The sequence below is a fragment of the Pseudomonas jessenii genome, from assembly GCF_002236115.1.
GTDB classification, from domain to species: domain Bacteria; phylum Pseudomonadota; class Gammaproteobacteria; order Pseudomonadales; family Pseudomonadaceae; genus Aquipseudomonas; species Aquipseudomonas jessenii.
The window spans coordinates 14,271-39,363 of sequence record NZ_NIWT01000007.1 but is presented as its reverse complement, the minus strand read 5'-3'; the positions used below and the strand labels follow the sequence as shown (position 1 = coordinate 39,363).

Genomic DNA, 25,093 nt, shown 5'->3' with positions numbered 1-25,093 from the left:
GGACTCAAGAGCGCCGCGTTTAGCCAGCAAGCACGCGTTTTTGTTAACGCCCATCGCGAGCAAGCTCGCTCCTACAGGGGGGATCAGGATGTCAGGCTTTTGTGGCCTTCAGGTAAGCCCCCAACCGCCGCCCCATTTCCTCACCCAGCGCCTGCAAGCCACTGAGCGGCCGCACCATCACTTCAAACTCGACAATCTTGCCCTGTTCGTTGAAGCGGATCATGTCGATACCCTTCAGTTCTTTCTCGCCGACCCTGGCGCTGAATTCGAGAATCACGTTCAAGCCATCCGCCGTCGCCAGCTCACGGTGATAGGCAAAATCCTCGAACACGTCCATGACCGTATTGAGGATCATCGACACCACCGGCGCTCCCGGATACGGCGTGTGCGCCATCGGCGAACGGAACACCGCCTGCGGATCGAGCATTTCGGGCAAACCGCTCAAGTCGCGGTTGTCGAGCATCGCGTGCCACTGCTTCAGGGACGCTGCGACATTGGGGTTCAGTTTCAGCTCAGACATCTTCAACTCCTGTTTTTATTGTTGTGGTGCGAAAGCGTTGGTCGATCACCCTGGCGGCATCGTCAGCCCATTGCCGATAAAGCATCGGCCCCGGATGAAAACCATCGCTGGCCATCAAGCCCGGTTCGGGCGCCAGCGGGGTGGTCAGCATCGTACATTGATCCAGGCGTGCGGCCAGATCCGCAAGATGTGCATTGAACCGCCGCGCCCTGAAACCCAGAAACCAGCGCAGCGGCTGGGGCAGCGCGGGGAACAAATGCATCGGCGGAAGCGGCGACACCACGATCTGCCTCACCGCGTATTTATCGCACAGCAGCGCCATCAAGCGCCGTTGCCGAGCGAGCCACTGATCCAGGGTGAGAGAGCTGGTGACATCGTTGACGCCAATCGACAACAGCGCCACATCGAACGGCTCGGGGGCGTGCTGTTCGAGCAGCTCCAGCAACCCTTGTGAATCCAGCCCCGAGTGCGCCCAGAGTTTCCACGACAACTGGTAATCATCGGCCAGGCGCGCGACCAGCCGACCACTGAGGGCTTCACCTTGAGTCGCCGCACCCACCCCCGCTGCGGCGCTGTCGCCGACAATCAACAAGCGCAGCACGTCACCGCTGCCGGCCTCGCCCTGGCGGTCACCTTCGGCCTCCGGCAACTTGGGCGTCACCCGCCGCGTATACAGGCCCTGGGCCAGCAACAACGGGCCGAGCAGGATTTTGGCGAGGGTTTCAATGTGGCTCATTTGACGTTATCGCCCTGCAATACACAGCTCCCCGGTCGCACGAATCATCGCCTGGCCATGCAAATAATCCTTGATCAGCGCGGAACGTTCGGTGGCCAGCCATTGCGGGCAGTTCGGGTCGTTGCGGTAGGGCAGGAACGCGGCGTACTGCGTGAGCAGCAGGTTCTGCAGGTTGTCGAGCTTGGGCCGGATGTCGTTGCCCAGGTCTGGCCGTGGCGTGTCCGGTGCCTTGTGCGCCGCTTGCCATTGTGCGAGCCGGCCGTATTGCACCAGTTTGCTGGCTTCAATCTGGGCGGCGATCAGGACGGCGACATCGTCGGGGTCAAGCTTGCGCTCGGACGCCTGCTTCCTGGCGTTGGCGATGACCTGCGCTTCCCGGGTGTTGTCCTGGACCGGTTTGCCGCTGTCCCACTTGCTCAGCGCCACCAGTTCGCTGATGTTCAACCGCTCATTCATCGTCGCCAGCAAGGGCTGCAAGGCATCGGGTGCCGGGGGTGTCGTGCCGGCCTGGGCGCTGCCAGCGAGCAAACCGAGCAAGGCGCAGGCCAGCCAGTGCGGCAGGCGCAGGGAACGGGGCATGGGCAGAACCTCCTTGGACGCGAAAATCACTCCGGCTTGTGTATCACAAGTGCGGCCAGGGAACGACAGGTTGCGAAAGATTCAGGCCAGCAGCCGTTCAATCTGCGCCAGCTCCCAGGTGCTGAGCAAACTCACCGGGTCGGTGCCGAAGCGCTGCCCGTTGTCGAACACATATTCTCGGCCATCGGGGCTTTGGCCGTGCAGGCAGTGGCGCAGGTGACCGGCGTCGACGTCGAGCGTCAGGCGCCAGCCGTCGATGTCGACCTGTACATGGTCAGGCTCGCAGGCGTCGTCGACTCGCTTGAAGGTGCAAATGCCTTGAGCGGCATCGCGCAACGGCTGGTAAACCTCGCGGGCGGTGAGGGCGGGCACAGGTGTCTCCGGGGCTGAATCGGGGAGGCACAGGATAGATCATCAGCCTGCAAAAAAGCCCGGAAACGCCAAATAACCTTGTGGGAGCGAGCTTGCTCGCAATTAGGCCGGCACATCCAACATCGATGGCGCCTGACACACCGCCATCGCGAGCAAGCTCGCTCCCACAGGGGAATGCAGCCACCCGCAAAGCTCGGAAACGCCAAACAACCTTGTGGGAGCGAGCTTGCTCGCGATTAGGCCGGCACATCCAACATCAATGGCGCCTGACACGCCGCCATCGCGAGCAAGCTCGCTCCCACAGGTTAATCAGCACTCGCCTATTTCCTGTCCAACGCCGCCTCCGCCGCGGCAATTTCAGCCTGGCGCTTGACGATCATGTCGCCCACCGGTGGCCCCTGGAAGCGCCGGGCTTCAAAACCGAACCAGACGATGGCCGTCAGGATCAGGAAACCGATGGTGATGTACAGCGCCCAATCGTTCGGTGGCTGGATGCCGATGACGAAAATGATGATCATCGCCAGGATCGAGAGGATGGCGAACACCGAGTACCAGAAACGCCCCATGTTCCACGGCCCCATGGTCGGCCACTTCGACGTCCCAAAGGTAAACAGGCCGAGCGCGATGGGAATGGCGAAGGAGAAGAACAGGAAGATCACCGTGCAGGACACCACGATGGTATAGACCGGCGTTGTCCCGATCGAGATCACCGACGATCCCCAGACGAACAACACCGCTAGGGTGGCACCGGTCCAGATCGCTGCCACCGGGCTGCGATGGGTCGATGAGACCGAGGACAGCGCTTTTGAGCAGGGCAGGCCTCCGTCCCGGGAGAACGCGAAGATCATCCGTGAAACCGAGGTGACGGTGGCCAGTCCGCAGAGCACCTGCGAGATGAAAATCGCCACGAAAAGCACCAGTTTCAAGGTCGGGTTGACCTGGGTGTTCATGGCCCAGAAAAACACGTTCCAGCCTTGCTTGGCCGCCTCGTCCATGTTCGGCAGCATCAGCACGAACGCGCTGAGCATCAGCCAGCCGAACAGCAACGACCAGACCACCGACATGACCATGCCGCGCGGCACCGACATGGCCGCGTTGCGGGTTTCCTCGGAGGTGTGCGCAGAGGCGTCATAGCCGGTGATGGTGTAGATCGGCAACAGCAGCCCGAGCATGAACACCCAGCCGTTGGAGACCTGCGGCCAGACGCTGCCACCCGCTTCGCCGGAATAGTTGCCGAAGGTCCACAGCCGTGCGAATTCATAGCTGGGTGCCGATATCAGGCAGACGATGGTCAGGGCCAGCGCCGTGGCGAAGATCAGGTAACCTGAGAAGTCAGTGAGTTTGGCGGTCAGGCCGATACCCAAGTGGTTGCACAAGGCCTGCAGGCCGGTGAGGATTGCCAGGAAAATCACCCTGACCGTGGTCGTGTCTTCCATGCCCAGTGCCGGCCCGAAGGCACCGAAAAAGAAGTAATAGGTACCGACGTTGATCGCGCCCAGCACCGTGACCAGCCCCAGCAGGTTGAACCACGCGGTCAGCCAGCCAGTGAAGCGGTTACCGAGGATCGAGCCCCAGTGGTACAGGCCGCCAGCGGTGGGGTAGGCCGAGGAAATCTGCGCCATGGCCATGGCGAATACCCCGGAGATCAGGCAACCGATTGGCCAGCCGATCCCGATGGATGCCCCGCCCGCGCCCGAGGTGCCCTGGGCCAGGGAGTTGATGCCACCGGAAAGGATGCAGATGATCGAAAAGGAAATGGCGAAGTTGGAGAAAACCCCCATTCGTCGTGAGAGTTGCTGGGCATAGCCCATGCTGTGCAGCACCTTGACGTCATCGTCGTGCGTTTCGGTGCCCGGCTGGCTTGCTGGGTTCATGATGTGTGCCCCTTTTCAGGTTTTGGACAGGCCGAACTAAGCCGCCGTAGGCTCGACCTTGGTTTTCTGTAGGAGCGAGCTTGCTCGCGATGAACGTCAACGATGACGCGGGGAGCCTGACCCCCCGCGTCATCCTCAAGTCCATCGCGAGCAGGCTCGCTCCTACAGACGGCCGTGAAGTGCCGCGTCGAAAATCTTTGCCACGCCGTCCCGGGTCAATGGCAGCGGGTTGCCGCCAGCGGAAGGGTCGACAATCGCCATGTCGGCGATCAGGTCGGCCTGCCGGTCATCCACGCCCAGTTCAACCAGGGTATGGGGCACGCCGATGTCCTTGCGCAGCTTGAGGACGAAGGCCAGGAAACTGTCGAACCCCGGGGAGGGCAGGCGCAGGTACGCCGCCAGGCGGGTGATGCGCTCCTCGATGGCCGAGCGATTGAAGTGCAGGACATAGGGCATGAAGGTGGCATTGGTCATGCCGTGATGGGTGTCGTACAACGCACCCACCGGATGGGAGAGCGCATGCATCCCGCCCAGGCCTTTCTGGAATGCCGTGGCGCCCATGGCCGCCGCCGCGAGCATTTGTGCGCGGGCCTCAAGGTCCGACGGCGTGTGTACCGCCTTCACCAGTGAGTTGGCCACCAGGCGCATGCCTTCCACGGCAATGCCATCGGCCAGGGGGTGAAAGCCGGGGGCGCAGTACGCTTCCAGGCAATGGGACAGCGCGTCCATGCCGGTGCCTGCGGTGATTTTGGCGGGCATGCCGACGGTGAGGGCCGGATCGCTGATCACCACGCGCGGCATCATTTTCGGGTGGAAGATGATGCGTTTGGTGTGGGTGCGCTCGTCGATGATCACCGCCGCACGGCCGACTTCGGAACCGGTTCCCGCCGTGGTCGGCACGGCAATGACCGGGGCGATGCGGCTGTCGTCGGCGCGGGTCCAGTAGTCGCCGATGTCTTCGAAGTCCCAGACCGGACGGGTCTGGCCGCTCATGAAGGCAATGAGCTTGCCCATGTCCAGGCCACTGCCGCCGCCGAACGCGATCACGCCATCGTGCTGGCCGGCACGCCAAGCATCGAGCCCGCCGGCCAGGTTGGCTTCCACCGGGTTGGGCTTGAGGTCACAAAACAGCGCCACGCCAAGACCGGCGGCGCGCAATGCGTCCAGTGCCGCCGTGGTGATCGGTGCGCGCGCCAGGCCGCTGTCGGTCACGAGCAAAGGTCGCTGGATACCCTGGCTGCGACAGACCTCGGCCAGTTCGGCGATGCGCCCGACACCGAAACGAACGCTCGTGGGGTAGTTCCAGTTTCCTGTCAGGTTCATGGTCTACACCTCGTGACGCAGATGAAAGGATTTGGCCCGGGTCAGGTGCTCGTAGCCCAGTGGCGACAGGGTGACGCCGCGACCGCTGTTCTTCACGCCGGTCCAGGCCAATGCCGGGTCCAGATAGTCGCAGCGGTTCATGAACACCGTGCCGGTGGCGATCTCGTTGCCCAGGCGTTCGGCCGCTGCAAGATCCCGGGTCCAGATGGAAGCGCTGAGCCCGAACTCACTGTCATTCATCAAGGCGATGGCTTCTTCATCGCTGGCCACCGGCATGATGCCGACCACCGGGCCAAAGCTTTCGTCGCGCATGACCGACATTTGATGGTTCACGTCCACCAGCACTTGCGGTGCCAGGTAGGCGCTGCCCGGCACGTCGGCGGGAAAGGACTTCGGATCGATCAGCGCTTTGGCGCCCTGGGCCAGCGCATCGGCAATCTGGCCGCGAACGAAGAATGCGGCGCCCGGTGTCACCAGCGGACCGAGGGTGGTGGCTTCATCCAGTGGGTTGCCCAGCACGTACTGGCGGGTCAGTTCGGCGAAGCGCTCGACAAACACCGGGTAGATTTTCTGGTCGACGTAGATGCGTTCCACGGCGCAGCAACTCTGCCCGGAATTGAAGAAACTGCCGTCCACCAGATTTTCCACCGCCTGTTCAAGGTTGGCGTCTGCCCGGACATAGGCCGGGTCTTTTCCGCCGAGCTCCAGGCCCATACCGAGAAATTGTCCGCTGGCGACGCTTTCCATGACTTTTCCAGCCTCCACGGAACCGGTGAAGTTCACTTGCTGCACGCGCCCGCAAGCAATGATCGCCCCGGTCGACACATGGTCGAGCAGCAGATTCTGGAACAACCCCTCGGGCAGTTTTGCGCGACGCATGGCCTCGGCGAAACGCTCGCCCACCAGCAGCGTTTGCGAAGCATGCTTGAGGATCACGCTGTTGCCGGCCATCAGCGCAGGGATAATCGTGTTCACCGCCGTCAGATAGGGGTAATTCCACGGAGCGACCACCAGCACCGTGCCCAGCGGCTCGCGCTTGATATAGCGACGAAATCCCGCGACAGGCTCGGGCTCTACCCGGTCAAGGACTTGCGGTGCGATAGCGATCATGTGCCGGGCGCGTTCGGCGAAACCGCGCAGTTCGCCGGCGCCATAACGCACCGGGCGGCCCATTTGCCAGGCCAGCTCCGGCACGATGTCGGCCTGCATCGACAGCATTGCGTCCACCGCGGCAGTGCAAAACGCCGCGCGTTCGCTCAGTGAGCGGCGTTGCCATGCCGCCTGTGCGCTGGCAGCGGCCGTCAGCGCCTGCTCGATCTGCGCCGCATCGGCCACCTCGCGCTCGGCGTACACCCGGCCATCGACCGGGGAGATCAATTGAACCTTCGCAGTCATGATGTTCTCAATAGCGCTCGAAACCGCGCTGCAATTCCCAGTCGGTGATACGCCGGTCGTACTCTTTCTGCTCCCACTCGGCGGTGTGCACGTAATGGTCGACCACCTCGTCGCCGAACGCCTTGCGCAACATGCCGGAGGCCTTGAGTGCGGCGCTCGCCTCGCGCAGTGTCTTGGACACTTCCGGCAAATGCTCATCCAGGTAGGCGTCGCCTTCGAACGGCGGCGCCAGATCGAGCTTCTCGTCGATACCGGCCAGGCCCGCCGCGATCAATGCGGCGAAGGCCAGATAGGGGTTGAGATCGGCACCACCGATGCGGCATTCGATGCGGATGGCCTTGCTGCCTTCGGCACACAAGCGAAAGCCGGCGGTGCGATTGTCGCGGCTCCAGACCGCCCGCGTCGGCGCAAAAGTGCCAGCCTGGAAGCGCTTGTAGGAATTGATGTAGGGCGCGAGAAAACAGGTGATGTCGTTGGCGTACTTGAGCTGGCCGGCGACCCAGGAACGCATCAGTTTCGACATGCCGAACTCGGCTTTCGCGTCGAAGAACAGCGGCTTCTTGGCGTTCTTGTCCCACAGCGAATTATGGATGTGACTGCTGGAGCCGGCAGCGTCGTAGCGCCACTTGGCCATGAAGGTGATCGCCTTGCCCTGCAATTGCGCGATCTCTTTGCAGGCGTGCTTGATGATGACGTGGTGGTCGGCCATGGTCAGGGCATCGGCGTAGCGAATGTTGATTTCTTCCTGCCCCGGGCCCCATTCCCCCTTGGAGTTTTCCACGGGAATGCCCGAGGCCTGCAAGTGCTTGCGAATCGCCCGCAGCACCGGCTCTTCGCGGGTGGTCTGGAGGATGTTGTAGTCCTCGATGTAATGGCCGGCGGTTTTCGGTTTGTGATAGTTGCGCTTGTGGATCGCCTCGTAACTCTCATCGAACAGATAGAACTCGAGCTCCGAGGCAAACATGCCGGTGTAACCACGCTCGCGCAGGCGCTCGACCTGTTTTTTCAGAATGGCCCTTGGGCTGTGGGGCAGGTCCTGGCGATGGTGATGATCGAGCACGTCGCACAGCACCAGCGCCGTGCACTCAAGCCAGGGCACGCGCCGCAGGGTGGACATGTCGGGCTTGAGCACGAAATCGCCGTAACCCTTGCTCCAACTGGCCGCGGCGTAACCCGGCACCGGCTCCATGTCGATGTCATCGGCCAGCAGGTAGTTGCAGCAGTGGGTTTCTTCGTGGCCGCTGTCGATGAAAAACTCGACCTGGAACCGCTTGCCGACCAGGCGTCCCTGCATGTCGACCATGCAGACCAGTACGGTATCGATTTCGCCGGCAGCCGCGGCGCGCTTGAGTGCATCAAAGCTGAGGAGGGGCTCTGTCATCACGGCAATCCTGCGTGAAAGGTTTGGGACAGTCTGGGATAGCTGTTGCAGACGCTCTCCAGAAAAACCCAAACCTGCAGAACCGAGCATCATGAGCAACGAGTTGCTCAAAGCTTAGCCTACGTTGTAGGAGCGAGCTTGCTCGCGATGAACTTGAAGACACCGCGTTTAATCAGAAAACCCGCGTCATCGTTGGCGACCATCGCGAGCAAGCTCGCTCCTACAAGGTGAGGGGAGTCGTCTTCACTCCGGTAGCCCGGCCAGCCGCAGTCCGTCGACGAAACGGGCGAAATCTTCAGGCCGTTGAATGGGCAGCCAGTCCTTGAGGGTGCACAGACGCAAAGAGGGATCCAGCTTTTGCAGACGCTGCATCGCCAGATCCGCTTTTTCCATTCGACCGCCGAGCGCATCACTGGCCGCCACCAGCGCCGCCGCGACCAGCAGACTGGGCAGGTTACCCAGGGCCTTTTCCGCCCACTGCGCAGCGGCATCGAAGTGCCCGGCGAAGAAATGCGCGAGCGCCATCCCCACCTGCATTCTGAACATTTCCGGATCCAGCGGACTCAAGCGAACGGCATGGTTCAAATGCTCGATGGCGGCGTCTGTTTCACCGTGCAGTGCCCGCAGGATACCGCCCAGAAACCAGGCGGGGGCGAGGTTGGGATTGAGCAGGCGAGCCCTGTCGAGCAGCGCAATGCCGCCGTCGACTTCGCCGGCGAGATGAGCAAGCGCATGTCCGCCCCGGGTCAACGCGACGGCATCGTCGCGGCCGAGGGTCACCGCCAGACGCGCCAGGCGTATGCCCTCGGCGATTTCTGCGGGTCGATCGCTCATCCAGCCATTGAGCTTGCGCCAGAAGTGGCACCAGGCGGCCATGCCATAGGCCGAAGCAAATTCCGCATCGAGTTCGATGGCCTGGTAGAACATCGGCAGCGCCTGCTCGATGGCTTCCCGGCTGCCGCTGTGCAGTTTTGCCATGGCCCGCAGGTAGTAGTCGTAGGCGTCCAGGCTTTCCGTCGGCTTGCGCTTGGCGCGTTCGATTTCTGCCCGCTCCAGTTGCGGTGCGATGGCACCGACGACGCTTTCGGTGATTTGGTCCTGCAGCTCGAAGAGGTCGTCGAGCAGGCCTTCGAAGCGCTCCGCCCAGATATGCGTCCCGCTTGTCGCGTCGATCAGTTGCCCGGTAATGCGCAGCCGGTTCCCGCACTTGCGCACGCTGCCTTCGAGCACATAGCGCACGCCCAGTTCCTGGCCGACGCCCTGGGCGTCCACGACCTGGCCCTTGTAGGTGAAGCTCGAATTGCGCGCAATGACGAACAGCCAGCGGATACGCGACAGGGCCGCGATGATGTCCTCCACGACGCCATCGGCGAAATACTCTTGCTCCGGATCGCCGCTCAGGTTCTGGAAGGGCAGGACGGTGATCGAGGGTTTGTCCGGCAGGACGAGCGTAGGGGAGGGGATTTGTTTCGGGGCAGCGCTTGCGCGTTCGTCGATGTCAGGCTGTGGTGGTGTTTGCCCGCTCAAGTCGTCGTTGATCCGACCAACGAAGCGGTAGCCCTTGCGGGGGACGGTGCGCACCAGGCGCTGCTCCTCACCGGTATCACCAACGGCCTTGCGCACCGCATTGATGTGGCTGGTGATCGTCGATTCCGAAACGATCCGGTCGCCCCACACCGCCTTGAGCAACTCGTCCTTGCTGACGACGCGGTCGGGATTGTTGACGAACAGCAGCAACAGATCGAAAACCTGCGGTCCGACGGCCACGATTTGCCCGCGCAGGGTCAGCTCCCGGCGCTCCTGATCGAGTACGTAGTCTTCAAACGTGAATGGCAAATTGAGCATCCCCTGGCGAAGCGCCCTCAACTCCGTGTCCCAGGCGGCTGGCGGTTGGTAACTGAGGCAGATGATACGGCAGCTCGACACCCGCTGCACCGTCTGCGGCAAGGGCGGCTGGACGAACGTCAAAAGCTTTGGACATAAATCCAAGCACTCGCCAAGGCAAACCCAAGCCCGGCGCAAGGACTTGCCTGGTGCGCGCAGGCACTCTTTCTACACCGACGCAATGGTTGCAGTCGACAAGTGGAGAAAAGTCATGAAGATCGTCGTCATCGGAGGCTCCGGCCTCATCGGATCGAAACTTGTGAACACCCTGCGCGAGCGCGGCCATGATGCGCTCGCCGCCAGCCCCAGCACGGGCGTGAACAGCATCACCCGCGAAGGCCTGGCCGAAGCGATGGATGGTGCTGATGTGGTGGTCGACGTGGCGAACGCGCCGTCGTGGGAAGACCAGGCCGTTCTCGATTTCTTTGAAACGTCGAGCCGCAACCTGCTGGCCGCTGAAGCCGCTGCCGGGGTTCGTCATCACGTAGCCCTGTCGATTGTCGGCAGCGAACGGCTTCCCGATACCGGCTATTTCCGGGCCAAGGTCGCGCAGGAAGCCCTTATCAAGGCATCCGGCGTTCCTTACACCATTCTACGTGCCACGCAGTTCTCCGAGTTTGCCGGCGGCATTGTCCAGTCGTTCGCCGTCGGCGAGGAAATTCATGCTTCGCCGGCGCTGATCCAGCCGATAGCGTCCGACGACGTGGTAGCGGCGCTGGCCGATGTCGTGCTGGCAGCACCGGTCAATGGCACGGTTGAAGTCGGCGGCCCGGAAACCATGCCGATCGACGAACTGGCCAGGCGCTATCTGCAAGCGACCCAGGACAACCGCAAGGTCGTGCCGGATGTGCATGCCCGTTACTTCGGCGCCGTGCTCGACGATCAATCGCTGGTCACCGGCAAGAACGCACGCCTGGGGGCGATCCGCTTCGACGACTGGCTGGCCCGGTCGATGGCGCAGTAACGGATCGCACCCGCACATTTCCCTACGAATCCAGGAGAAATCCCATGGTTACCCGATTGCTAATGGCCGCTGTCTTCGCAGCGCTCTCGATCAGCGCCGCATCAGCCGCCGAGCCGCCCCCCGGCAAGGTGACGGTGGTGTTCGACCGTCCCATTCCCAACATCCCTGGCAAGAGCATGAGGGGCGTGGTCGTCGAGTATGGGCCGGGTGCCGCGTCGCCGGCCCACACCCATCCGAAAACGGCCTTCATCTATGCAACGGTGCTGGAGGGTTCGTTCCGCATCCAGGTCAAAGGCCAGCCGGAAAAGATCTACAACGTCGGCGAAAACTTCGTAGAGGAGCCGGGCTCCGTGCACCTGGTCAGCGCCAACGCCAGTGACACCCAACCTGCACGCCTGTTGGCGGTGTTCGTCCTCGACACCGAGGAAAAGGTACTCGTAACGCCTATCAAACAGTGAACCGATCACGCGCTCATGAAGGCTCGACCGCCGGGCGGCAGACCCTGTCGCCCAGTGGCTGAGTCAGTTCTTGGCACTGAACAGGAAATGAAAAAATGAACTCGCTCCTGGACAAGGCCGCCATTGCCACCAGCGCAAGTAGCGGCACGCCCGTGGTCGTGGTGCGGCGAAGCAAGCGCAAGACCATCGGCCTGTTGCTGTGCGTCGCGGCTGTAATGGTCGTGGCGGTTTGGGGAGCCATGGCGTTTTCAAGTGGCGTGACCTCGACCGACAACGCGTATGTCCGCGGGGACGTCACCTCACTGGCCGCCAAGGTCGCCGGCTATGTCACGGCGGTCGAGGTCCGGGACAACCAGGCCGTGCGTGCCGGTGATGTGCTGTTTCGAATCGATGACCGCGACTACCGTGCCAAACTTGCGCAAGCCGAGGCCAATGTCAGCGCCGCCCAGGCGCGCCTGACCCATGTCGACGCACAGATCCAGCTCCAGCATGCGCTGATCAGGCAGGCCGAAGCGCAAAGGCGTTCAGCCTCCGCCGACATGAGTCTGGCGGCCAAGACCCACGACCGCAGCCGCAAACTGATCGTCAGCAATGCGGTGAGCCAGGCCCTGGTCGATGAAACCGGCACCGCGCAATCCAGAGCCGCGGCCTCGGTTTCGGCCGCTTCGGCAACGGTCGAGGCGCAACAGCAGCGCATCACGGTGTTTGTAGCCGAGCGCGAGGCTGCCGTGGCCGCTGTGAGCCAGGCAGAGGCCGCACGTGATCTCGCCCGGATCGATCTCGAGCACACCGTGGTACACGCCCCTGTGGATGGCGTGGTCGGTAACCGTCAGGTTCGCCTCGGTCGTTTCGTCACACCGGGCGTTTCCCTGCTCGATATCGTGCCGGTCAATGATGTATGGGTCGTGGCGAACTTCAAGGAAACCCAACTGGAACATATTCGCCCCGGTCAGCCGGTGCGCGTCACGGTCGATGGCTACCCTGATGCGGCACTCGATGGCGTGGTCGACAGCTTTGCACCAGGCAGTGGCTCTGCGTTCAGCCTGCTGCCACCCGACAATGCCACCGGGAACTTTGTGCGTGTCGTGCAGCGCGTTCCGGTGAAGATCCGCCTGGCTGACAACCCGCTGCCGGGGCGCATCGTGCCGGGCCTGTCCGCGCGGGTGGAAGTTGCACAAGGGGCCGGCTCATGAGCAGCGTTGCCTGCGCCACGCCGAGCAGCGCCAGGACAACGAACGGCGTCCTGCTCATGGTGGGCATCGTGCTGGCGACGTTGACGGAAGCGATCGCCAGCACCGTGCTGGCCCTCGGCCGCGGCGACATCATCGGCGACACCTATGCCACGTCTGACGAGTTCGCCTGGCTGGATGTCGGCTACATCGCGTTCAAGCTGATCGGGTTCATGCTCGCCCCTTGGCTGATGCAGCGATTTTCTGCGCGCAACGTGATCATCGGCGCCACACTGGTCATGGGCCTGGCGTGCTGCGTGGCTGCCGTTACCGCCTGGCTGGAACTGCTGATCGCATTACGCATCCTGCAAGGCTTCGCGGGAGGTGCTTTGCTGGTGGCGGGCCAGGCGATCATCTTTCGCGGCTATCCGCGCGCGCTTCAGCCGATCCTGCAAGCCCTGTTCGCCATGGCGGCGGTGGTCGCGTCGGCGACCCTCGCGCCAGCCCTGCAAGGGTGGTTGATCGACAGCCAGTCCTGGACCTGGATTTTCTTCAGCGTAGTGCCGTTGGCCCTGGCGGCGACCGGCCTCTTGCTCATCGCCGACCACCCCGTGCCCGCCAGGGTCCGGCAACATTCGTTCGACTGGCTCGGGTTCTCGCTGCTCTCTGCGGCCCTGTTCTGTTTCACCTACGTGCTCAGCCAGGGCAGTCGCTGGGACTGGTTCGAGGAACCGCGCATCCTGGTGCTGACGGTGATCGGTGCCGCCGCGCTGCTGGCCTTTCTCGGTCAACAGGTGTTGGCCAACGGCCAGGGGCTGCTCGATTTCAGCCTGTTCAAAACAAGCGATTTCACCTTTGCCTTTATCGTCAGTTTCGTCGCCGGTGCCGCCCTGTTCGGCAGCGCCTACCTGATCCCGGCGTTCGCCCTGTCGGTACTCGCGTTCACACCGACCGATGCCGGCCTGCTCCTGTTGCCCAGTGGCGGTTTTTTTGTCGGTTCGCTGCTCATCGCCGCCTATCTGTTCAGCGTGCGTCGCGTGCCGCCGGTGGCGACCGTGCCGTTGGGTATCCTGCTGATCATGGGGGCGATGTGGATGCTGTCCGGCTCCAACAGCGAAAGCGGTACCGACGACATGATGGCGGCCATCCTGTTGCGCGGCCTGGGCCTTGGTTTCCTGTTTCTGTCGATCACGCTGATTGCTTTCAGCCACCTCAACAGCCGCAACCTGGCCAGCGGCATCGGCCTGTTCAACACAGGGCGCCAGTTGGGAGGCTTGATGGGCGTCGCCGGGCTGCAGACCTTGATTGACCATCAGGTTGTCAGCAATGGCGTGGTCCTCGGCGCCAACGTCACCCCAGGGGGACACGCGGTCATCGAACGGCTGATGACCACAACCGCGATGCTGGCAGGGAAGGGCATGGATCAGGTGGCCGCTGGCCGGGCGGCCACGAGCTTGCTGGGCAAAGCGGTATCAGGTCAGGCCACGGTGATTGCTTTCGATACGGCGTTCTTCGCCGTGGCCCTGCTGTTCGTCTTTGCCGCACCCATACTGGTCGGCATCAAGATTGGCCTCTCGCGATCCGCGAAAGTGCATGACCTACAAACGAATTGATAACCCGCACGAAAAAGCCCGGCTGTTGAAGCCTGATGCTGTTCAGTTAAATGAGAACGATCCCCTGTAGGAGCGAGCTTGCTCGCGATGGTCGTTAACGATGCCGCGTGTTTACAGGCTAAACGCGGCGTTCTTGATTCCATCGCGAGCAAGCTCGCTCCTACAGTGAGTGGATCATTCTCGCTTGATTGAGCAGCATCAGGCTGTTGAGGCCGGGCTTTTCGTTGAGTCTTGCGGTAAAGCACTGCATTCAGACAGCGCGGCTTTCGATCAGACGGTCGGAACCGCCTTCGGCAACACGTTTTTCCAGCAGGCGATCCGAACCACCTTCGGCCACGCGATTCTCGATCAAACGATCCGAACCACCCTCGGCCACACGGCTTTCAATCAGACGATCCGAGCCGCCTTCGGCGACCACAGGTTGAGCAGAGTTTGCGGCGAAAGCGTTAACTGCGAAAACCGAGAAAGCGATACTGAGGAGGGTCTGGCGTTTCATGATGGTGTGCTCCGGGGTGCTTATGGGTTGGTATGGAGCAGATGTTACGCCGGGGATTTTTCAAGAGAACTTCATTGAAATGATGGTGACTATCGATGCGCTCAATGGATCGCAGATCCCACAGGTATTCATGTGCCTGACAACGGGGCTCAAGCCTCACTGATCTGACTGACACTGGTGATCTGCCCATTCCAGACCATCTCGTAATGCGCCGTCTGCACAATTGACGAAACCGGCCTCGGCGTCATCAACGCCCAGCAATGACTGCCCGGCATCCGCACCGAGTGATAACGCAAACCGGGGCAACCGGCATCGCGCACCGCCTGCCCCAGCACACGGGAGTGGCTGTAGTCGTCCGGCGCATACACCGGATCGCTCATCGGCAGGGCCGCGGCGTCCTTCATCCCGCCATCGCCAAATGCACAGGCCAATCCACGAAACACAAAGCGCTCATAGTTCAGGCTCGGCACCCTCGACCAATACAGCGCCTGGTGATGCCGCACCTCGGCCAGCGCCGCTTCCATCGACTCCGCCAGGTACAACACCCCAAAACGGCCATCGCTGAAACGCGAGCCCGCCGGGTTGACGTGGGTAAACGGCGCAATGGCGTAGGAGCAACCCCGAATGCCGAACGGGATCTCGCTGCGCGCAATCAACTCCAGCTGACCCACCTCATTCTTCAACCGCGGATTGGTCAGCGCCTGAATCTCGAACAACACCTCGAACTCAGCCGCATCCGCCACATCATCAAACAACGCAATGGGCGGAAACTTCGAATTGACCAGGCGAAAAGCCTGCAACGACTGACCGGCAAACACCGCCAGCTCACTCGCCATCACCATTGCGCACCCCGCAGCATGTCGATGCGGCGGAAGGTTTCGTACAGCGAAATCATGTCGCCCTGGGCCATGATCTCCAGCGGCGAACGCCCGTTGAAAAACTCGTTGTCATTGGCCATCGAGGCAAAGCCGTACACGTTATCCGGGTTGTCGAACACCAGCCGCAACGTCGCGTGAATGTTCAACACAAAACTGATGCGCTGCATCTGGTCCGCATCCAGCGCCACCGCCCAGTCCGGGTCTCGCTGCCGGGCGCGGGTGTAGGTGCTGCGGGAAATACGCAGGATGCGACAGGCCTGATCGCTGTTGGCCTTCCACTTTTCCAGAATGCTCACGGCGGCACGCAGGCCGGTGACGCATTGGTTTTTGCTGAAGGATTGGGGTTGCAGGGGGACGGCCATGATCAATACCTATCTTGAGTCCGTAGACTCAAAGATAGGTTTATTGAGTCTGTAGAGCAAATCGGTTCGACCAACGGAAAACTTCTCCCGTCGAACATCATTGATGAAACGTCCGCCCCAACGCATCCAGCCGAGTCGCAATGGGCGGCAAGCGCCGACTGCTCAGCGCCAGTGTCTCCACATCATCCGCCGTGTTTTGCGCAATGCTCTGCACCGACTGCAAGCGCCCGACAATCTCGAAACTTGCCGAGGACTGTTCGCGGGTCGTCGTGACGATCCGCCCATTGAGTTCATCGATCTGCGAGATGTCGCTGCCGACGGCCTGCAACATCGCTGCCGCCACTTGACTGTCCTCGACGCAGCGCACTACACCTTCGCGGCTGTCCTGCATGGCTTCCACGGCTTTGCGGCTGCCTTGCTGCAAGGCTTCGATGATGGTGCGGATTTCCTTGGTGGACACTGCCGTGCGTTGCGCCAGGCTGCGCACCTCATCGGCCACCACCGCAAAGCCCCGGCCTTGCTCGCCGGCGCGCGCCGCTTCAATCGCCGCGTTGAGCGCCAGCAAGTTGGTCTGCTCGGCAATGCTGCTGATCACCTCCAGCACCGTACCGATCTGCTGCGCCTGCCCGGCCAGTACCTGCACGGTCTGGTTGGTGCCTTCCAGGCGTGAGGCCAGTTGAGTGATTTCCTGCCGCGCACGGTTCACGCTTTCCTGGCCGCGGGTGACTTGCGCGCTGGCCTGGCCGGCATGGGCAACGGCATGCTCGACATGCACCACGATGTGCTCCATCGCATCGCCCATGCGCTGCATCGACCCGGTCATCTGCGCGATTTCCGTCAACTGATGCTTGGCGCCTTTCTCCAGCGTGTTGCTGGCCTTGGCCAACTCCTGGCCCAACTGACCCAAACCCTGAGAGTCACGCACCACGCCGTCCACCAAGGCGGTGATCTGCATCAAAAACTGATCGAAGCGCTGTGCCAGCGACACATGCACCCGCGCCTTGTCACCTTGGCCGGCACCCGCGGTGAACTGGGACGTGGTCGCCAGCATCTTGTCCAGCATGTCCTGGCTCTCCACCGCATCGGCCTGGCTGTGCATCGCCAGATAGAGCAGCGCGACCGTCTCCATCACCACATAAAAAGCGTGAACGAACACCATCGTCCAGCCACCGTGATGGGCCATCACAAACACCGGAAAACCCTGATGCTGCAGCGCATGAAACACCACGTGATGCAGCGCAATCGTCACCGCCGCCACCAGAATCGGCAGCCAGTCCCGATAAAACGTCAACACCGCCAACAACGCAAAAATCCCGAAGTGCGACTCAATGACACCCTCGGCCTGATTGATATGCAACGCCGCCATCACCATCAAACCCACGCCCAGCAGACAACGCATCAACCGCGTTCCGCCGATGGCTCGATACAACAGCGTCAACAACACACTGGTGCCGCCGCCCACCAGCAGCGCCTGCTTGAAGGTGTCGTGCCAGAACGCCAGGCCGATAGCGAACGCGAACATCAGCCAGATCAGGCCCAGCATGATGCGGTCGGCTTTGCGGTAGTGGTCGAGGAAACGAGGGGGGAAGGGCATGTACGCTTACTCCATGTAAATGAGCCAGAAAAAGCAGGGTTTATGGCAACACGGGACATCGCGAAGGCTTGGGTACGTTAAGGGGCAGACGTTTTCAGAGTCAGGGATGCGAATCTGTTGGCGGCATGGTCGAGCTGTATTTGAGATGCCGTGGAGAGCGTAGCCTTTGGCCATCATTCTAGGCAGCTACGACGTCGCTCGTGGAAAACAATGTCCGATATAGAGGCAAGTAATGCCGAAGTGACGGGGGAGTGCGACAGACTCCGTTGCAAAGCCTGTCGTACACCCGAGGCAATTACGACTTCTTCGGCGGATAGTTACCGCGCAAGCCACCGGACTTGTTGCCGGTTTTGCTGGGCAGGTTCGGCACCAGCGGACGGGATCTGGGTTGGGGGTTGGAGCGGCTTTGGGGTTGAGGTTGTTTGCTCATGTTCGCCTCCTGAATTTTCAGGGATTCGCGAAGTGGTTTACTGATGAAGTTTAGCTAATTGACAGTGGGCTGGGTTGTTTGGCGCTTGGGGAGGCTGTTTTGAGCAATCGACCTTTCTTTTTTGACCCCATTGATCCCTCACGCAATTCTCGGATTTTGCCTACAGCTTCAGCAGGGGTTACCCGCTATTCCAAAAATGAAAAACCGGAAATGCTGAAGGGGCAGAAAGGGGAGGCACCGAACTGCTCTATACGCCTGATGCTATAGAGGCGTATCGAGAACAAAGTGAACGAGAGTACAAGGAACTTGGAGGGGTAAAATAATGAGCGTCATTGCAACTATCGTGCTTAACGAAAAACCTGAAGAGGTAATTCTATTTCTTACCAAAAATGAATTAGGCATTTCTTTACCTGGGCTTGACGGCCTTTATAATCTGGCTAACTGGGCGCATGTGGAGAACAACTTAGGGCTGTTGAACCTTGTCAAGAAAATGAGTGATGCCGGTTTTATCAAATACAGTGGGACCGGAGTTGTGAGAGGGCCCAACTGGAGAGAGCCGGCATTCATGCTTGAGGGAAAATATACCTTTGATTGACAGCACCAAGTGCCTGAACGCAGGTGCCAGAGAACGGTGACAGTTGCCATCATTTCGTGGTTGTCCGGTTCTCTTGTCCAGTCGCTTAAATCATCGAAGGTTCCCAGGTTGAGCCGCTGCCGCAGCGGCTCTTCTCTTTGTTACGGGCATATTGAGTATCTTCGCCTGATTGGTTTTTCGTGGCCTTGAATCAAGCTGACGGGTAACCCCTTTCTGGAGTAGCAAATAAAGTTGGCGCGAGAGCACCCGGTTTTCTTTACTCCGCCGCCGCCATAGTCGTCATAGTCGTCCGACTGCTCTAGTCTCTTGTCCTCCCCCTGATGGCTGGGGCGTCTTGTTGATTCATACGAATTGAATCGAGCAGACGAAAAAAAGCCCGCGATGGGGAGAGCGGGCTGGAAATCACAAAGGAGCTGGATCCACCGTATGCCAATGGATGTGAAAATACTGTGATAGATGTCTGATTACTTGCCCGCGTTCGATTTGACGTAGCTGTGTGCCCCGCGAAGTCATACCGGTTGCATCACCTTTCGATGCACCCACTGAGCCTCGCTTTGCAGTTCCAGAACTTGCCAATGGAGGCGTTCCAGCGAGGCATTGTGGCCGACGCTGATCAGGATCGTCTCCGGCAGCGTTTGTTTGAGTAACTGATAGCAGCGCGCCTCGTTCGCCGCATCCAGTGCCGAACTGCTCTCGTCGAGGAACAGCACCGCGGGGCGGGCCAACAGGGCGCGGACGAAGGCACAGCGTTGCTGTTCGCCAACGCTCAGGATTTGCGACCAGTCCAGTTCGTCATCCAGTTGCTCGCTCAAGTGTTGCAGGCCGACGTGCTGCATGTGCAGGCGTAACGCGGCGTCTGCATCACGATCCGGTTGATTGGGGTACCAGAGTGCTTCGCGCAGGCTGCCTAGCGGCAGGTAAGGTTTCTGCGAGAGTGTCAGGGCACGCTCACGGTCGTAACTGGCGCAGCCGCGAGCGTGAGGCCAGAGTCCTGTGACCGTGCGTATCAACGTCGACTTGCCGTAGCCGGACGGTGCGCTGATCAGCAGGCTGTCACCGGGCTCAAGTGAAAGGTTGAAGCTGTTGAGCAAGCGCCGACCGTTCGGCAACCAGATGTCCAGATCCTTGATTTGAAGGCCCTTGGGCTGCTGCCCCACAACGACATTCGACTTGACTTCGACCTTGTCCAGGCGCTCCTGGAAACCAATCAACCGGTCGATCACCGATTTCCATGCCGACAGCTCCGGGAACACCTCTACAAGATAGGCAATGGCCGAGTGCACTTCGCCGAAGGCAACGCTGATCTGGGTCAGGCGGCCAAGAGGAAACGCGCCGGCGAAGAACTGCGGCGCCATGATGAACATCGGTATGACCGTGGCACTGCGCAGGTAGAAGGTCGAATAGTCCATGATCAGCTTCTGCTTTTTCACCAGCGTCCAAAAGTTTTCCAGCGCCGCCTCCAGGCGTTGGTTGAAGCGGGCGTTTTCTGTCGCTTCACCCCGGTACTGGGCCACCGAGTCGGCGTTTTCCCGCAGGCGCATCAGCGAGAAGCGAAAGTCGGCTTCGCGCCGCTGTTGCATGAAATTGAGCCGCGGCAATGCGCGCCCCAACCAGAACGCCAGCCCCGTGCCCAGAAGGGCGTAGACGAGGGCGATCCACACCAGCAACCCCGGAATGACTACGGACTCACCGGCGAAGGGCACGCTAACCAGGCCGGATGCCTGCCAGAGGATGTGCAGGAAGGAAAACAGTGACACCACCGAAGTTAGCAATCCCAGGCTCAGCTTGAGCGATTTGACGATAAGGAGCTGACCGAGCCACTGTTCGCCGCGCTGCTGGCGTTTGTGGCGCTCAATGAAGTACCGCGCGAAAGCCTGTACGCGGGAGCGGCACTGATCATCGTCGGCCTGTGTTTCTCCAATGAACTAATCCGCTTTGGCAGCAAAGCATCCGTCCCTTCGACCGAGTGAGCTATTTTCGGATCCTGATTACTTTGCCGGGGCGAAGCTTGAGGCAGCATTGAGATTGCCCCGGATCTTGCACTGTGAATCCTGAGTTCAGCTTCGGAATCTAAGCGTGGTTGAGGGCGCCTCGCCAAAACGTTTTTTATATTCTTGGGCAAACCGTCCCAAGTGGACAAAGCCCCACTTGAACGCGATGTCGGTTACCGAAGCGTCATGACTCTGTGTGCTTAACTCAAGGTGCACCTGTTCCAGTCGCAGGTTGCGCAGATAGGCCATGGGCGTGGTGTCGCAAAAATCGCGGAAGCCGGCAAATAGTGTGCGTACGCTCACCCCGGCGTGCTCGGCCAACTGCTCGATGCTCAGCGGTTCATTCGCATGAGTCCGCATATATTCCTCGGTCCTTTTGACGAAATAGGGCAAAAGCGCTTTTGGTTTACTGGCGCTCTCCAGTTGTTCCCGCAGATTGTTGGGTTGGCCATAGATCAATGCATTGATCAGGACTGACTCGAACTGCTTGAGCACCAGGGAGTGGTGAAGCGGGTGCTGGTTAGATGTAATCGCGTCGGCCAACATGGCGATCAGCTGGAGAAAGTAGCTCCCACTTGGGGTCGTCAGGTCGAGTTCTGGCTGGAACTCCAGTGATCTGTCCATCACATGCCCAAGGTGCTGGGCACAATGGTATTCAACTTCACTGCGTTCGATGCGAAGGGCCAATTGGGGGGCGTTGGCATCCCAGCACATCGATAACGGCAGGTTGGGTGAAATCAAAGAGGCCTTATAAGGGGTGGAGATAAAGTCATGGTCGCCGCAGATGATGTGCGCTTTGCCACTGATGGGGATCTGGATCAAGAAAAAATCTTCCAGACGACCGGGATCAATGTTGACTCGGGCTCCGTACTCCAGCCGGTTCAAGGACAGGCGCCCACGATTGACGTGGTGCATCCGTGCGCTGATGCGGTCGGTTTCCCGGATGCAGCGCAGCTCATGATTTTTGAACACGCTGCTGACGCCTTCACGAATGGCATCCAGGTCATTGAGAAGGAATAGCTGATTTTCAGGGGTGAACAGGGAAGCTCTGTTAAAGAGACTGCCGCAATTCTCTGGAATGAGATTCAGGCTCATGGTCACCTCACTTGCATGCACGGTTTCGAGGCATGGCACACAAAGCGTTACCGAGGGTCTGCAGGATAAGGATAGTCGCTGCGCTAATCGGATAGCCCGTGGGCATGTCTGTTTCTTTTAGCGCCCTTGATCGGGCTTTCTACCGACTCTGGCAAAAGTTATGCCAGGCGGCTTTCAGGTTGGCTGGCCGCTGCGAGACCTTACTCATTCGCCCCTGGAATCCCCCCGTAAATATTAGGCGTCCAATGTTTTTTCCTTGGCGGTGTCGGGCTTTTGAGGGGCGAAAAGCGAGGTATCTGAATCAGTCGCGAAGTACTGTTGCCGGATCGACTTTCGGTGCAGGTCGAATTGACCCTGGGGATGGGAATCAGAAAACTTCCTGCAGGCCATGGACAGGTTTAGCGCCCAGCGGATAGTCCCTCTCGATGCAGATGTTCAACATCATTCCAACGCTTCTGAATTAACTGAGGTGGGAGTGCCGACCAGAGCGCTCATCCACTCCCGGTAAGGCGGAACATGATGAACATCTCCTATAGAACCGCTCCGGTAGACGAACTCCGTACCAGTCAGTGCTATGAGTGGGACTGGGAAACTGACGCAGAGGTCCCACCTGGAAGCCACCTCATCACCTCACGAAATGGCTACTACCATCACGGGATCTACTTGGGTGGGCATCAAGTCGTTCACTATTCCGGGCTTTGTGCAGGCTTGCACGCAGGGCCTGTAGAAGTGCTGACACTGCATCGGTTTGCGTCAGGGAAACCGATCTGGGTCAAGAGCACCCGGCAGCTTGGATTTGAACGAGACGAAGTCGTCCGAAGAGCCCTCTCACGGGTAGGAGAAAATCAATACCGACTTCTGACCAACAACTGCGAGCATTTCTGCAATTGGTGTCTTTACGGCGAAAGCCGTAGTGATCAGGTCTGCAACTTTTCAGTTCATCCTCTCGCAGCACTGCGACTTCTTCTGAAGACCCTGCCCGGACTTCTTCAGCAAACCACCATCGCCTGATCCTTCACCTTTGCCTTCCATCGATTGCGCTGAGCAGGTTTTCGTACGTCGACATCTGTGACGAAATCTTCAAGGCACTGTTCTTCATCAACCTGTTGGTTGATGAAGTCAGTAGGTAGCGTCAGCGCTTTCAGCGCCACTCCCAAAGCTTTGTTTCATTGTGCGCATCAGATCCGGTACGCATGGGCAACTTCCTGCATGCCACGGACAGGCATCGCATTCAGCGGATAGTCCGCATCGCCGAAGGTGCCCAATATCATCTCCAACGTTCCTGAACCATTGGAGATTCGAAATGAAAGGCCAGTATGTCAGCGTGCAGGTTCCTTCCGGGGGACACTTCCAGGCTTACCTGGCGACCTCTGTCGATGGTCGCGGGCCGGGCGTCGTGCTCTGTCAGGAAATCTTCGGCGTTAACCAGGCCATGCGCGAAGTCGCCGACCTGTTGGCTGAAGAAGGTTACACGGTGCTGGTTCCGGACCTTTACTGGCGCCAGGAGCCTGGTGTCCAGTTAGGCTACACCGAGGAAGACTTTGGTCGTGCCTATGAACTCTACCAGGGTTTCGACGAGGCGCTTGGCATTGATGACATTCGTGCCAGCCTGAATGCCCTGGAAGCCTTGCCCCAATGTCAACCGGGCGACTTGGGTGTCGTGGGTTATTGCCTGGGTGGCAAGCTGGCTTATCTGGCGGCCTGTCGGTTACCTGAAGTGGCCTGTGCCGTCGGTTACTACGGCGTGGGCATTGAAAACGCCTTGTCGGAAATCGAAGGGTTACAGGGTCGTCTGGTGCTCCATATGGCCGAACAGGATCAGTTCTGTCCCGCCGAGGCTCGGTCCGCGATCCAGGAGACTTTGCAGAATAAGCCGGGTGTCGAACTCTACGTTTACCCGGGAGTGGATCACGCCTTTGCTCGCCCCAACGGTCATCACTATCACAAGCCGTCGGCGCTGTTGGCTCACGAACGGACCATTGCCGCATTGCGTCGGGTCCTGGGGCCGGACTACAACCTCTCCGATCTCTGGGACGAGCACGTGCGTCACGAGTTCGACACCCGCGACGTACCCGCCACCATGGCTACCATGGTCGCTGAACCTTACGTCAACCACATCCCGACCATGACCGGTGGCGTGGGTGCCAAAGAGTTGAGCCGCTTCTACCAGCATCACTTCGTCCATGGCAATCCCAAGGACATGGCGCTGACACCGCTGTCACGCACGGTGGGTGCATCGCAGATCGTTGATGAATTCATCATGAGTTTTACCCATGACACCGAGATCGACTGGATGCTCCCAGGGGTGGCGCCGACCGGGCGTCATGTCGAGATTCCGATGCTGGGTGTCGTCAAGTTTCGTGGTCCCAAGCTTTATCACGAACATATCTACTGGGATCAGGCCAGCGTGCTGGTTCAGATCGGCCTGCTTGACCCGACGGGTCTGCCGGTGGCGGGTGTGGTGACTGCGCAAAAACTGCTCGATGAATCGCTGCCCTCCAATACGTTGATGCCGAGTTGGGCCTCCAGCGCCAACAAGCCGGTTTAAGGAGATAACCATGTCTCATCTACAGAACAAGATCGCCGTGATCAGTGGCGGCGCGACCCTGATCGGCTCCGCCGTGGCTCGGGCGTTTATTGACGCTGGGGCTAGCGTTGCGCTGTTCGATATCGATCGTGAAGCGGGTCTCAAGGCGGCGGCCGAGCTTGGCGAGAGAGCGGTTTTTTTTCACCTCGATGTGACGGATGACGAACTCATTGCGCATGCGGTCGAAGAGGTGCGTGCGCGTTTCGGCGGGATCGACTTCCTGATCAACCTGGCCTGCACTTACAGCGACCAAGGCATTGCCTCCACGCGCCAGGATTGGTTGCACGCACTTGATGTGAATCTGGTTTCTGCAGTGGCGTTGACTCAGGCGGTACATCAGGACCTCAAGGCGCGATGTGGTGCGATCGTGAATTTCGCTTCCATCTCGGCCAAGTGTGCCCAGACCGGGCGCTGGCTTTATCCGGTATCAAAAGCCGCCATGGTGCAGTTGACTCGCAGCATGGCCATGGACCTGGCAGCCGACGGCATCCGCGTCAATTCGGTATCGCCTGGCTGGACGTGGTCGCGGGTGATCGCCGAAGCCAGTGGCGACAATCGTAAAAAGGCTGATGCAGTCGCCGCTTCTTATCACCTGTTGGGGCGCCTGGGAGAACCCTCCGAGGTGGCCAATGTGGTGGCGTTCCTTTGTTCACCCGCCGCCAGCTTCGTGACGGGCGCGGATTACGCCGTCGACGGGGGCTACTCGGTCATGGGACCGGAGCAGAACCTGCCAGCGATACCGCGGCTTGCCGAGTAACGCATAACACTGACAAGAAACCCTGTTCGGCGACTGCCGA

General features: G+C 60.2%; 23 protein-coding genes and 3 pseudogenes. 9 read left to right on the top strand and 17 right to left on the bottom strand.

Features of this window, described 5'->3' with window-relative positions:
* Window positions 1-91 precede the first annotated feature (91 nt).
* The 9 genes from PSJE_RS23115 to PSJE_RS23075 form a co-directional block, all read right to left on the bottom strand.
* On the bottom strand, window positions 92-520 hold the full coding sequence (locus PSJE_RS23115; protein ID WP_090456533.1) for a nuclear transport factor 2 family protein: 429 nt from the start codon (window positions 518-520) through the stop codon (window positions 92-94).
* Window positions 513-1,256 (bottom strand): SGNH/GDSL hydrolase family protein, encoded by a 744-nt coding sequence (locus PSJE_RS23110; RefSeq protein ID WP_090456531.1) that lies wholly within the window; start codon window positions 1,254-1,256, stop codon window positions 513-515. Before PSJE_RS23110 ends, PSJE_RS23115 begins: the two co-directional genes overlap by 8 nt.
* A gap of 6 nt (window positions 1,257-1,262) precedes the next feature.
* Entirely contained in the window at window positions 1,263-1,835 is a 573-nt protein-coding gene (locus tag PSJE_RS23105; RefSeq protein ID WP_090456529.1) for a chorismate mutase, read from the bottom strand.
* An 81-nt stretch (window positions 1,836-1,916) separates the two neighbouring features.
* On the bottom strand, window positions 1,917-2,207 hold the full coding sequence (locus PSJE_RS23100; RefSeq protein ID WP_057714224.1) for a DUF7693 family protein: 291 nt from the start codon (window positions 2,205-2,207) through the stop codon (window positions 1,917-1,919).
* Between the two features lie 320 nt (window positions 2,208-2,527).
* Window positions 2,528-4,081, bottom strand: coding sequence for an amino acid permease (locus PSJE_RS23095; RefSeq protein WP_057714225.1), 1,554 nt, complete (start codon window positions 4,079-4,081; stop codon window positions 2,528-2,530).
* Between the two features lie 162 nt (window positions 4,082-4,243).
* Entirely contained in the window at window positions 4,244-5,404 is a 1,161-nt protein-coding gene (locus PSJE_RS23090; RefSeq protein WP_090456528.1) for an iron-containing alcohol dehydrogenase, read from the bottom strand.
* A gap of 3 nt (window positions 5,405-5,407) precedes the next feature.
* Entirely contained in the window at window positions 5,408-6,799 is a 1,392-nt protein-coding gene (locus tag PSJE_RS23085) for an aldehyde dehydrogenase family protein (RefSeq protein WP_090456526.1), read from the bottom strand.
* A 7-nt stretch (window positions 6,800-6,806) separates the two neighbouring features.
* Entirely contained in the window at window positions 6,807-8,180 is a 1,374-nt protein-coding gene (locus PSJE_RS23080) for a glutamine synthetase family protein (protein WP_090456524.1), read from the bottom strand.
* Between the two features lie 243 nt (window positions 8,181-8,423).
* Complete coding sequence (locus PSJE_RS23075; protein WP_090457954.1) at window positions 8,424-10,016, bottom strand: winged helix-turn-helix domain-containing tetratricopeptide repeat protein; 1,593 nt, start codon at window positions 10,014-10,016, stop codon at window positions 8,424-8,426.
* A 259-nt stretch (window positions 10,017-10,275) separates the two neighbouring features.
* Here PSJE_RS23075 and PSJE_RS23070 point away from each other — a divergent pair, with 259 nt between their 5' ends.
* From PSJE_RS23070 to PSJE_RS23055, 4 genes are all read left to right on the top strand, one after another.
* Window positions 10,276-11,028, top strand: a complete 753-nt coding sequence (locus PSJE_RS23070; protein ID WP_090456522.1) for an SDR family oxidoreductase — start codon at window positions 10,276-10,278, stop codon at window positions 11,026-11,028.
* Between the two features lie 44 nt (window positions 11,029-11,072).
* Window positions 11,073-11,486, top strand: a complete 414-nt coding sequence (locus PSJE_RS23065) for a cupin domain-containing protein (protein ID WP_090456521.1) — start codon at window positions 11,073-11,075, stop codon at window positions 11,484-11,486.
* Window positions 11,487-11,581: 95 nt separating this feature from the next.
* Window positions 11,582-12,679 carry an HlyD family secretion protein gene (locus tag PSJE_RS23060; protein WP_090456519.1) on the top strand — a complete coding sequence of 366 codons (1,098 nt, stop codon included), beginning with the start codon at window positions 11,582-11,584 and terminating at the stop codon, window positions 12,677-12,679.
* Window positions 12,676-14,268, top strand: a complete 1,593-nt coding sequence (locus PSJE_RS23055) for a DHA2 family efflux MFS transporter permease subunit (protein ID WP_090456517.1) — start codon at window positions 12,676-12,678, stop codon at window positions 14,266-14,268. The genes PSJE_RS23060 and PSJE_RS23055 overlap by 4 nt, the downstream gene beginning before the upstream one ends.
* A 259-nt stretch (window positions 14,269-14,527) precedes the next feature.
* On the opposite strand, the pseudogene PSJE_RS23050 reads toward PSJE_RS23055, so the two are convergent.
* From PSJE_RS23050 to PSJE_RS31960, 5 genes and pseudogenes are all read right to left on the bottom strand, one after another.
* Window positions 14,528-14,764, bottom strand: a pseudogene (locus tag PSJE_RS23050) (hypothetical protein); the annotation flags it as partial.
* 149 nt (window positions 14,765-14,913) lie between these two features.
* On the bottom strand, window positions 14,914-15,606 hold the full coding sequence (locus PSJE_RS23045; RefSeq protein WP_090456514.1) for an RES family NAD+ phosphorylase: 693 nt from the start codon (window positions 15,604-15,606) through the stop codon (window positions 14,914-14,916).
* Entirely contained in the window at window positions 15,600-16,004 is a 405-nt protein-coding gene (locus PSJE_RS23040) for an antitoxin Xre-like helix-turn-helix domain-containing protein (RefSeq protein WP_090456513.1), read from the bottom strand. The genes PSJE_RS23045 and PSJE_RS23040 overlap by 7 nt, the downstream gene beginning before the upstream one ends.
* A gap of 97 nt (window positions 16,005-16,101) precedes the next feature.
* Window positions 16,102-17,598: a methyl-accepting chemotaxis protein gene (locus tag PSJE_RS23035; RefSeq protein WP_090456511.1), complete on the bottom strand. Its 1,497-nt coding sequence runs from the start codon at window positions 17,596-17,598 to the stop codon at window positions 16,102-16,104.
* A gap of 295 nt (window positions 17,599-17,893) precedes the next feature.
* Entirely contained in the window at window positions 17,894-18,028 is a 135-nt protein-coding gene (locus tag PSJE_RS31960; protein WP_256355847.1) for a hypothetical protein, read from the bottom strand.
* A 322-nt stretch (window positions 18,029-18,350) separates the two neighbouring features.
* Between PSJE_RS31960 and PSJE_RS23030 the strand changes: the two genes are divergently transcribed.
* Window positions 18,351-18,623 carry a hypothetical protein gene (locus tag PSJE_RS23030; RefSeq protein ID WP_090456510.1) on the top strand — a complete coding sequence of 91 codons (273 nt, stop codon included), beginning with the start codon at window positions 18,351-18,353 and terminating at the stop codon, window positions 18,621-18,623.
* Between the two features lie 509 nt (window positions 18,624-19,132).
* Here PSJE_RS23030 and PSJE_RS23025 read toward each other — a convergent pair.
* Window positions 19,133-20,431, bottom strand: a pseudogene (locus tag PSJE_RS23025) (ABC transporter ATP-binding protein/permease); the annotation flags it as partial.
* Here PSJE_RS23025 and PSJE_RS31345 point away from each other — a divergent pair.
* Window positions 20,429-20,593: pseudogene (locus PSJE_RS31345) on the top strand (DMT family transporter); the annotation flags it as partial. The pseudogenes PSJE_RS23025 and PSJE_RS31345 sit on opposite strands and share 3 nt — an antisense overlap.
* A gap of 87 nt (window positions 20,594-20,680) precedes the next feature.
* Here the strand turns inward: PSJE_RS31345 and PSJE_RS23020 are convergent.
* A complete protein-coding gene (locus PSJE_RS23020) occupies window positions 20,681-21,709 on the bottom strand; it encodes an AraC family transcriptional regulator (RefSeq protein ID WP_057714240.1) in 1,029 nt (342 codons plus the stop codon).
* Between the two features lie 516 nt (window positions 21,710-22,225).
* Between PSJE_RS23020 and PSJE_RS32295 the strand changes: the two genes are divergently transcribed.
* Window positions 22,226-22,720, top strand: coding sequence for a lecithin retinol acyltransferase family protein (locus PSJE_RS32295; RefSeq protein ID WP_408003779.1), 495 nt, complete (start codon window positions 22,226-22,228; stop codon window positions 22,718-22,720).
* Here PSJE_RS32295 and PSJE_RS31340 read toward each other — a convergent pair.
* A complete protein-coding gene (locus PSJE_RS31340) occupies window positions 22,699-22,860 on the bottom strand; it encodes a hypothetical protein (protein ID WP_167362845.1) in 162 nt (53 codons plus the stop codon). The two genes, PSJE_RS32295 and PSJE_RS31340, sit on opposite strands and share 22 nt — an antisense overlap.
* 152 nt (window positions 22,861-23,012) lie before the next feature.
* Here PSJE_RS31340 and PSJE_RS23010 point away from each other — a divergent pair, with 152 nt between their 5' ends.
* Together PSJE_RS23010 and PSJE_RS23005 are read left to right on the top strand one after the other, a co-directional pair.
* Entirely contained in the window at window positions 23,013-24,257 is a 1,245-nt protein-coding gene (locus tag PSJE_RS23010; protein ID WP_057714241.1) for a dienelactone hydrolase family protein, read from the top strand.
* A 10-nt stretch (window positions 24,258-24,267) separates the two neighbouring features.
* On the top strand, window positions 24,268-25,053 hold the full coding sequence (locus PSJE_RS23005; protein WP_090456506.1) for an SDR family oxidoreductase: 786 nt from the start codon (window positions 24,268-24,270) through the stop codon (window positions 25,051-25,053).
* Window positions 25,054-25,093 lie beyond the last annotated feature (40 nt).